Raw genomic sequence first — 7010 nt, 5'->3', positions numbered from 1 at the left:
TTACTTTATCAATTAACCAAATACTTTAACTTAATACTCAGTTTATCTATATTCATCTCATTTTATACTCAATGAAGACTCCAACTATAATCAAATTAAATATTGATGACAAATTTCGATTTGATTACATATTTTATATGAACATCATCACTTGTTTTTACATTTTAGATTATATAGACTTTACTTTATAAGGCGCACAAATTGCCGATGGAGGATTAGTATTGAAAATATATATAGATGCTGATGGATGCCCTGTAGCCAAGCTTTCGGTCGAAATTGCGAAGAAGTATGGTATCGGAGCAGTAATCGTAAAGAACTATGCCCATGAAATAGCGGATGACTACGCCCAGATAGTGACAGTTGACATCTCAAGCGATTCTGCTGATCTTGCGATTGCCAACATGGTAAGAAAGGGAGATATCCTGGTAACCCAGGATTATGGACTTGCTGCAATGGCAATGACTAGAGGGGCAAACTGCATTAACCAGAATGGTCTAGTCATGGATGAGCGGAATATAGATAATCTCCTCGATAAGCGTCATGTCAGCAGAAAGATGAGAAGGGACAAGAAGATCTATACGAAGATCCCAAAACGGACTCTCTCAGATGATGAAAGCTTCAAGGATTCACTAGTCAGATTGATTGAGCGTCTTTCTGGCAAGCTATAGTTACCGCAATTTGGAAACCCATTTCCATACTAACTGCTATAATTGAACTATAAACAAAGACAGGAGGTAAGCATGGTAAGATTCGGAATTATCGGTACCAGCACGATAACTGAACACTTCATATCAGGAGCCCAGAAGGTCAAAGGGTTCAAGTTAAACGCCATATACTCAAGGGACATAGAAAAGTCAAAGTTGTTTGGCAGCAAATTCAGTGATGACCTTCACTACTTCGATGACCTTGAAGAATTCGCCTCCTCACCTGAAATTGATGCTGTGTACATAGCTAGCCCTAACTCGCTTCATGCTCCACAGTCAATGCTGATGCTTTCGAAAGGAAAGCATGTGCTATGCGAAAAACCTGCAGTGTCGAATTCAAGAGAGCTCGAAGAGGTCTTAAACCTTGCAAGGTCAAAAAATCTTTTATATATGGAAGCAATGAAATCATTGACGATGCCTGCATACCTGAAGCTTCAGGAGCTATTGCCAAGGATTGGAAAGGTAAGGAAATACATCGGCAACTATTGCCAGTATTCTTCAAGATATGACAGGCATAAGAACGGTGAATATGTGAACACCTTCAGGAATGAGTTCTCGAACGGATCACTACTGGATATCGGGATCTATTGCCTGTATCCTGCTGTCCACCTGTTCGGCAAGCCCCTTGGCATATCAGCAAATGGCGTAATACTTGAAGACGGAGGAGTCGACGGCACCGGATCGCTCCTTTTGAAATACGCGGAGATGGATGCTGTGATTACTCACTCCAAGGTCAGCAACTCAAAGATGCCTTCTGAAATTCAGGGTGAGCTTGGTAACATACTGATAGACAGGATAGGAAGTCCGGAAAGGATTACGTTGATACTCAGGGATGGTACGGTTGAAGAGCACGTACTTAACCAGGAGAGCTTCAACATGATGTATGAAGCTCAGGAGTTCATCTCCCTTATCGAAATAGGATCGAAGGAATCACTAATTAACTCCTATTCTCTGGCACTTGATGTTCACAAGATTCTGGATGAAGCTAGAAGGCAGATTGGCCTTGTCTATCCCGCAGACAGGTGAATTACGCAAAAACGGCTGAACCTCTAAGGTCCAGCCGTTTTCTCATATCAATAGACAAGTGATGCAACAACAGATGCCACCATGGCAATTGCAATCACTATAGTAATGTACCTGATAATCTTATTTCTATTTTTCATATGTTCCTCCTTGAACTAATCGACAATATCAAGCTTCGGTCTTCGATAGTAAAGAAACTGGGTGGATTCTGCTGCAGGAGTGAATTTGTTTCCGTAGGTATCCTTATTGTTCTTCTTAACCGAGTTGTTATAGGATATGACGATCCTTCCCTCATCCAACCCTTCAGCCTTATAGTTTATTCCACCCGCATGTATGAAGACCTTGCTGCCATTTATCTCACCGATATATATACCTATATGGTTGATCCTGCTATTTTCAGGAACCTCATAGAATCCGATGTCTCCAACCTTAAGCTCTGACTCCATGACCGGGGTTGATGCATCCCAAATCCTTGTGGTTGCCGGTCCTGAGGATGTCGTCTGAGCAGAGAGGATCTTGCCGCTCAGATTAAAATATACCCAATCAACGAATCCTGCAGCATCGAGCGGATTCGCGGGTATCCCTTTCACGACCTCCGATGAGCCGAACTTATACGGATGGTTGATAAGGAGCTGAGCCATTTTTGCAATATCATCCCTCTTTACCGCAGAAGTCTCAGGTTCGAAATATGTATTTGTCCCTTCATAGGTAACGCTCTTTTCGAATATTACCTCAAAATAGCCTCGCCTGTCCATCTGGTAAATTCCGAAGATTATTATCAGCATCACAAAAAAGCCCATCCAGAGCCTTCTTTTCCTCTTGTTCCTTTTTCTTATCTCGCGTGCCCGCTTCACCCTGTTGTTATCATGAAATTTTAGCCTGTCTTCCATTTTTCACCTTGTTCGCCAATGGGCTTGTTATTATTCCAACTAACATTATCTCAAATATAATTGAACTTTGCCTTAAGAAATGCTAAAACTCCCGGAATATATTCCGGGAGCCCAAAAAGTCCTATTTATCAGTGTCTGCTGCATCCCTGCGGGAATCTCTTCTGAATATTAGAGCTGCCGCTAAGGCCAGTATCAGCAGAATAAGGATAGCAGATAACAGTGCCTGGATATCAGCATTTCCTACAGGAACTATAGTTGCCTTGAAAGACTCCTGTCCGTATACCAGCACATTCGGATATAATATTGAAGAAACAACGATAAACAAAGCAGCTAACTTCCGCATTTCATTTCCCTCTTTTCATCACTAAAACCATTATACGTCGTGATAAAATGAAGTCTGTAAACTAATTTTGAAGTTATTGCCAATATTTCAAGAATTTAGTCACAAAATAGCGATTATCAGCATTTAATATCACTATTTGCCGACAATCTTTCTGCCCTGCTTCAGGAAAGTCCTGACTGAACCATTGTTTTCAATCACATGGTCTGCAAAAAACCTGTTCCTATATTCATGCTTGTCTTTCAGCAACCGTATTCGGGCTCTAATGCTTTCTTTAGAGTCGCCCCTTTCCCGCATCCTTTCACGCAGCCTTCTGGCGCTGCTGCATATATAGATTACTGAGACAATTCCTCCATAAAGACTTCTGAACGCTCTGGCACCGTTTATGTCAGTTACAGCGAATATATCCCCGCATTCAAGCTTCTCCTCCACCTCTCTCTTCGAGACCCCATATCTGTTTCCAGAGTATACGGACTCCTCGATTTTATCGGTAAGGTCGAACTCTTCATCAGTAACAAAATGATACGAGATCCCATCTGACTCTCCGGGCCTCATTCCCCTTGTAGTATGGGACACAAGCTCCTTCAGTCCTAGTGACCTGAAATAATCTCCCAGCGTGGTTTTCCCTGACCCAGAAGGACCGATGATCACATAGATCATAGGGTTGAATAGCCAAGAAGAGTAAGCTCCTTCTCTCTTGTCCTGAGTCCTTTTATTACTTCCATTATGAGTAAATCTTTATCCAGCCCCAGTTCGGATGCTCCAATGTCAATGAGCTCCCTGTCCACACCTCTTGCGAATCCCTTTGATTTAAGCTTCTTGTTTACAGAAGAAACCTCGAGGTCATCATAGCTCCTTGATGGTCTCATCAGAGCACACGCAGTAACAAAGCTCGAAAGCTCATCAACTGCAAAAAGGGCCTTTGCCATAAGTGTGTCCCTGGGACTTTCAGTAGCATGTCCGAGTATCGCTGATACAATATCTTCAGGAACACCAGCTTCCCTCAGTATTGGAGTCCCCGAATGCGGATGGGTCTCTGGAAACTTCTCATAGTCAATGTCATGGAGAAGTCCCGCCAGTCCGAACTTCTCAATATCCTCTCCATAGAACCTTGCCATCTGCCTCATGGATGACTCAACTGAGAGTGAGTGCTTAAGCACCACATCTCCTTCAACATATTTCCCTAAAAGCTCAAATGCTTCTGACCTCTCCACTTCAAATTCCTCCCTTTGATTTCTGTGCACAGAACTATGATTTCTATCCACAGCCTTTCTCATATATTGTGCAAAAAAGCTGCCACTATAGATTAATTTATCAGATTTTACCAAAAAATGTAACATCGCAAGCGATATATCCCCGCTTACCTTGGTAATTTGATATAATTATTGCATAGTTAATAGTTAGGAGTTGATTTTCCTTGGAACCTGGCACGTGGCAACTGATCCTCATAATCTTTCTGATATTGATTTCAGCATTCCTTTCAGCTTCAGAGACTGCCCTTTTATCTCTCAGCAAGATCAGACTGAGACATATGGTGGAGGAAGAAGTAAAAGGTGCATATCTGGTTCAAGGCCTTCTTGATGATACATCGAAGGTCGTAATAACCATCCTTATCGGAGACAACATATCAAATGTGGCGGCAACGGCACTGGGTGCCAAACTTGCCATTGAACGATATGGCTATGGTGCACTGCCTGTTTCAATAGCCATCATGGCAATAATCATAATAATATTCGGTGAAATGATACCAAAGACATTGGCATCTCAGCATTCTGAGCCTGTGTCACTTTTTGTGGCGCGCCCGATAAACGCCATAAAAGTTCTTCTCACCCCTGTAGTATTCCTGTTTCAGAAGGCATCTTCACTCCTTATCCTATTACTTGGAGGAAATCCCAAGAAAAGAGGACCTGCAATCACCGAAGAGGACCTGAAGACCCTTGTTGATGTCGGAAGCGAGGAAGGGGTGCTGGAGGTTGGAGAAAAGGAGATGCTCTTTAACGTATTTGAGTTCGGTGACCTCCAGGTCAAGGATGTTATGGTGCAGAGGATTGATATTGTGGCTCTTGATGCCAGGAGTTCCTATCAGGAGGTTGTTGAAGTCATCCTGAGTGAGCAGTTTTCAAGGTTACCGGTTTATAAGGAAGACATAGACGACATCATAGGTGTTCTTAATGTCAAGGACCTTATCTTTCTGAGCGATGAAGAAAAAGCAGAATTCAACCTTGAAAATATCGTAAGGGATGTATACTTCACCTACGAATTCAAGAAGATTATCGACCTGTTCAAGGAGCTGAAGAAGGAACGCACCCATATGGCAATAGTTCTTGATGAGTACGGTGGAACTGTCGGCATTGCTACAATAGAGGACCTGCTTGAGGAAATTGTAGGAGAGATCGGCGATGAATATGACGATGAGGAAACAGCGGACATTGAGGTTATCAAAGAGGATGAGTATATTGTGACAGGGTCATTCCGTCTCGATGAGCTGAATGAAGAAATCGGCACAAACATCGAATCTGAGGAATTTGACTCAGTCGGAGGTTATCTGATCGGGGTCCTCGGAACATTCCCTGAAAATGGACAGGTAATCGAATCAGAAGGCATACGTTTCATAGTTGAGGAAGTCGACAAGAACAGGATAAAGAAAGTCAGGATATTCACCTGATCGAGTTAGCATGGTTTTCCGATAGGAGGAAAGATGGAAGAGGTCCTTTACGACAATTATTATATGGAGGCCAGAAGAGAAGCTCTTCTGGCCCTTTCCAAGGATGAGGTTCCTGTTGGATGTGTCGTGGTGAAGGATGGCGAAATCATAGGAAGAGGCCACAACATGACAGAAACAGCGGCAGACCCTTCAGCACATGCAGAAGTCATAGCAATCAGGGAAGCTGCAAAAGCACTAGGAACATGGAGGCTTACAGGAGCTACCCTTTATGTCACCCTTGAACCTTGTCTCATGTGTGCAAGCCTAATAAAGAAATCACGAATCGGAAAGGTAGTCATCGGAGCCATAGAGCCGGAAGAAGGGGCATTTGGAAGCGTAGCAAGCATCAGCCTTCTGCCTCCAAGAGGCAGACAAATTGAAGTCGTCTGGCTTAAGGATGAGTTTTCAGGCGACCTCATGACTTCCTATTTCAAGAAGCTAAGGAGCAGGCGATGATTAGGATATTTGACAGAAAGAAAGGCGAATATGATTCAGAGGTGGTAGTAGGGGGCAAATACATTGAATGGCTTTACGGAACCATGTCCGGCAGATGGGTTTTGGAAGCTCTGGTCAAGCGCAAGGTGTTTTCTGCATTTTATGGCAGACTCATGGACCTGCCAGCATCAAAGAAATTGATTTCGCCCTTCATCAAAGACAATAATCTGGACATGGATGAATCAGTAAAAAATCTGAACAACTTTGAATCCTTCAACGATTTTTTCACAAGAAGCCTAAAAACTGAAAGCCGCCCGATACCCTCTGATCCTTCAATCCTTATGAGTCCTGTTGACGGAAGACTTTTAGCCTATGAGGATATCGATATAGACCGGCTAGTTCAGGTGAAAGGCATCACATACACTCTTGGCGGACTTATCGGCAACGGAAATTTGAAGAACAGGTATGCACACGGAACCATGCTGGTATTCAGACTCTGTCCACTTGACTATCACAGGTTCCACTTCGTGGATTCTGGAATATGCTCCAAATCAAGACTTATTAAAGGTGGGTATTATTCAGTAAATCCCGTATCATTAGCGAAAGTGCCCAATGTATACGTGGAAAACAAGAGGATGTACTCTCTTATGAGAAGCGATAACTTCTCAGATATCCTGATAATTGAAGTGGGAGCTACTAATGTAGGTTCCATAGTACAAACCTATGCCCCATCCAATCGATTCCTTCGCGGTACCGAAAAGGGATTCTTCAAATTCGGTGGATCAACAGTGCTGCTCTTCTTCAAAGAAGGTGCTGTAAAAATTGACCAGGATATCCTGGATGAGACTTCAAAAGGAATCGAATCAAAAGTCCTTATGGGAGAGCCAATAGGAAGAAGAGCCAGGCAGTGAATC

Annotated in this window: 9 protein-coding genes; 5 read left to right on the top strand and 4 right to left on the bottom strand. The window is 43.0% G+C overall.

Features of this window, described 5'->3' with window-relative positions:
• Positions 1 to 221 precede the first annotated feature (221 nt).
• A complete protein-coding gene (locus tag T472_RS04860) occupies positions 222 to 668 on the top strand; it encodes a YaiI/YqxD family protein (protein WP_023387516.1) in 447 nt (148 codons plus the stop codon).
• Between the two features lie 72 nt (positions 669 to 740).
• Positions 741 to 1730: a Gfo/Idh/MocA family protein gene (locus T472_RS04855; protein WP_023387517.1), complete on the top strand. Its 990-nt coding sequence runs from the start codon at positions 741 to 743 to the stop codon at positions 1728 to 1730.
• A 152-nt stretch (positions 1731 to 1882) separates the two neighbouring features.
• Here T472_RS04855 and T472_RS04850 read toward each other — a convergent pair whose 3' ends face one another.
• The 4 genes from T472_RS04850 to T472_RS04835 all read right to left on the bottom strand — a co-directional run bounded on the left by T472_RS04850 (position 1883) and on the right by T472_RS04835 (position 4171).
• Positions 1883 to 2617 carry an NlpC/P60 family protein gene (locus T472_RS04850; protein ID WP_023387519.1) on the bottom strand — a complete coding sequence of 245 codons (735 nt, stop codon included), beginning with the start codon at positions 2615 to 2617 and terminating at the stop codon, positions 1883 to 1885.
• Between the two features lie 121 nt (positions 2618 to 2738).
• Positions 2739 to 2942: a hypothetical protein gene (locus T472_RS04845; protein WP_207643947.1), complete on the bottom strand. Its 204-nt coding sequence runs from the start codon at positions 2940 to 2942 to the stop codon at positions 2739 to 2741.
• Between the two features lie 150 nt (positions 2943 to 3092).
• Positions 3093 to 3617 carry a guanylate kinase gene (locus tag T472_RS04840; protein WP_023387521.1) on the bottom strand — a complete coding sequence of 175 codons (525 nt, stop codon included), beginning with the start codon at positions 3615 to 3617 and terminating at the stop codon, positions 3093 to 3095.
• Complete coding sequence (locus tag T472_RS04835; RefSeq protein WP_023387522.1) at positions 3614 to 4171, bottom strand: HD domain-containing protein; 558 nt, start codon at positions 4169 to 4171, stop codon at positions 3614 to 3616. Before T472_RS04835 ends, T472_RS04840 begins: the two co-directional genes overlap by 4 nt.
• Before the next feature lie 203 nt (positions 4172 to 4374).
• Between T472_RS04835 and T472_RS04830 the strand changes: the two genes are divergently transcribed.
• From T472_RS04830 to T472_RS04820, 3 genes are read left to right on the top strand one after another with little or no spacing between them, the layout of a single operon-like run.
• A complete protein-coding gene (locus T472_RS04830; protein ID WP_023387523.1) occupies positions 4375 to 5622 on the top strand; it encodes a hemolysin family protein in 1248 nt (415 codons plus the stop codon).
• A gap of 33 nt (positions 5623 to 5655) precedes the next feature.
• On the top strand, positions 5656 to 6117 hold the full coding sequence (locus T472_RS04825; RefSeq protein ID WP_023387524.1) for a nucleoside deaminase: 462 nt from the start codon (positions 5656 to 5658) through the stop codon (positions 6115 to 6117).
• A complete protein-coding gene (locus T472_RS04820; protein WP_023387525.1) occupies positions 6114 to 7007 on the top strand; it encodes a phosphatidylserine decarboxylase in 894 nt (297 codons plus the stop codon). The genes T472_RS04825 and T472_RS04820 overlap by 4 nt, the downstream gene beginning before the upstream one ends.
• The last annotated feature ends 3 nt before the right edge of the window (positions 7008 to 7010 follow it).

Source organism: Youngiibacter fragilis 232.1 (assembly GCF_000495435.3).
Taxonomy (GTDB): Bacteria; Bacillota; Clostridia; order Clostridiales; family Clostridiaceae; genus Youngiibacter; species Youngiibacter fragilis.
The sequence above is the reverse complement of the archived record's forward strand: the minus strand, read 5'-3'. Positions and strand labels throughout refer to the sequence as shown.